The sequence below is a fragment of the Vibrio sp. Vb0598 genome, from assembly GCF_033338935.1.
Lineage (GTDB): Bacteria > Pseudomonadota > Gammaproteobacteria > Enterobacterales > Vibrionaceae > Vibrio > Vibrio alginolyticus.
The window spans coordinates 1-1,159 of record NZ_JAWOTP010000210.1 but is presented as its reverse complement, the minus strand read 5'-3'; the positions used below and the strand labels follow the sequence as shown (position 1 = coordinate 1,159).

General features: G+C 47.5%; 1 protein-coding gene. It reads left to right on the top strand.

From position 1 onward, the window contains the following. Positions 1-84 precede the first annotated feature (84 nt). The coding region (locus tag R7Q38_RS24145; protein ID WP_318114606.1) for an ABC transporter substrate-binding protein at positions 85-1,159 on the top strand (1,075 nt) is incomplete at its 3' end.

Sequence of the window (1,159 nt, the reverse complement as noted above, 5' to 3'; positions counted from 1 at the left end):
TTTCGCTTGGCTGATCTTTAGTCATTATAAAGACGCAAACACAATAACAAGGGATCCGGATCCCCGCATGAAGGAGTTATGCAAATGAAAACCATGAAAAGCAAATTAGCAGTGGCGCTAATGGCTGCGGGCCTTAGTTTTAATGCGCTAGCAGCAGATATTAAAGTTGGCTACGCTGCTGACCCAGTATCGCTTGACCCGCATGAGCAATTGTCTGGCGGTACACTGCAAATGTCACACATGGTATTTGACCCTCTAGTTCGTTTCACTCAAACAATGGACTTCGAACCTCGTCTAGCAGAAAGCTGGGAACGTGTTAACGACACAACGGTACGCTTCAAACTGCGTGAAGGCGTGAAGTTCCACTCTGGTAACTCGCTAACAGCGGATGATGTGGTGTGGCCATTTGAGCGTCTACAAAGCTCTCCAGACTTTAAAGCGATCTTCGACCCGTACGAGAAAATCGTAAAAGTGGATGACTACACGTTCGATTTGGTTACTAAAGGCCCATACCCACTTGTTCTGCAAACGGCGACGTACATCTTCCCTATGGACAGCAAGTTCTACTCAGGTAAGACAGAAGACGGCAAAGACAAGTCTGAACTAGTGAAGCACGGTAACTCATTTGCATCGACTCACGTTTCCGGTACTGGCCCATTCATCGTGACATCACGTGAACAAGGCGTAAAAGTGGAATTTGAACGCTTCAAAGATTACTGGGATAAAGCGTCGAAAGGTAACGTTGATAAGCTAACGCTAGTACCAATCAAAGAAGACGCGACTCGTGTGGCTGCGCTTCTTTCTGGTGGCGTCGATATGATTCACCCAGTAGCGCCAAACGATCACCAACGTGTGAAAGATGCGAAAGGCATCGATCTCGTGACACTACCTGGTACGCGAATCATCACGTTCCAAATGAACCAAAACAGCAATGAAGCGTTGAAAGACGTGCGCGTTCGTCAAGCTATCGTGCATGCGATCAACAACGAAGGCATCGTGAAGAAAATCATGAAAGGTTTCGCGACAGCTGCTGGTCAGCAAAGCCCTGCGGGTTACGTTGGTCACAACGAAAAACTGGTTCCTCGCTACGATCTGAAGAAAGCGAAAGAGCTGATGAAAGAAGCGGGCTACGAGAACGGCTTTGCCCTAACTATGATTG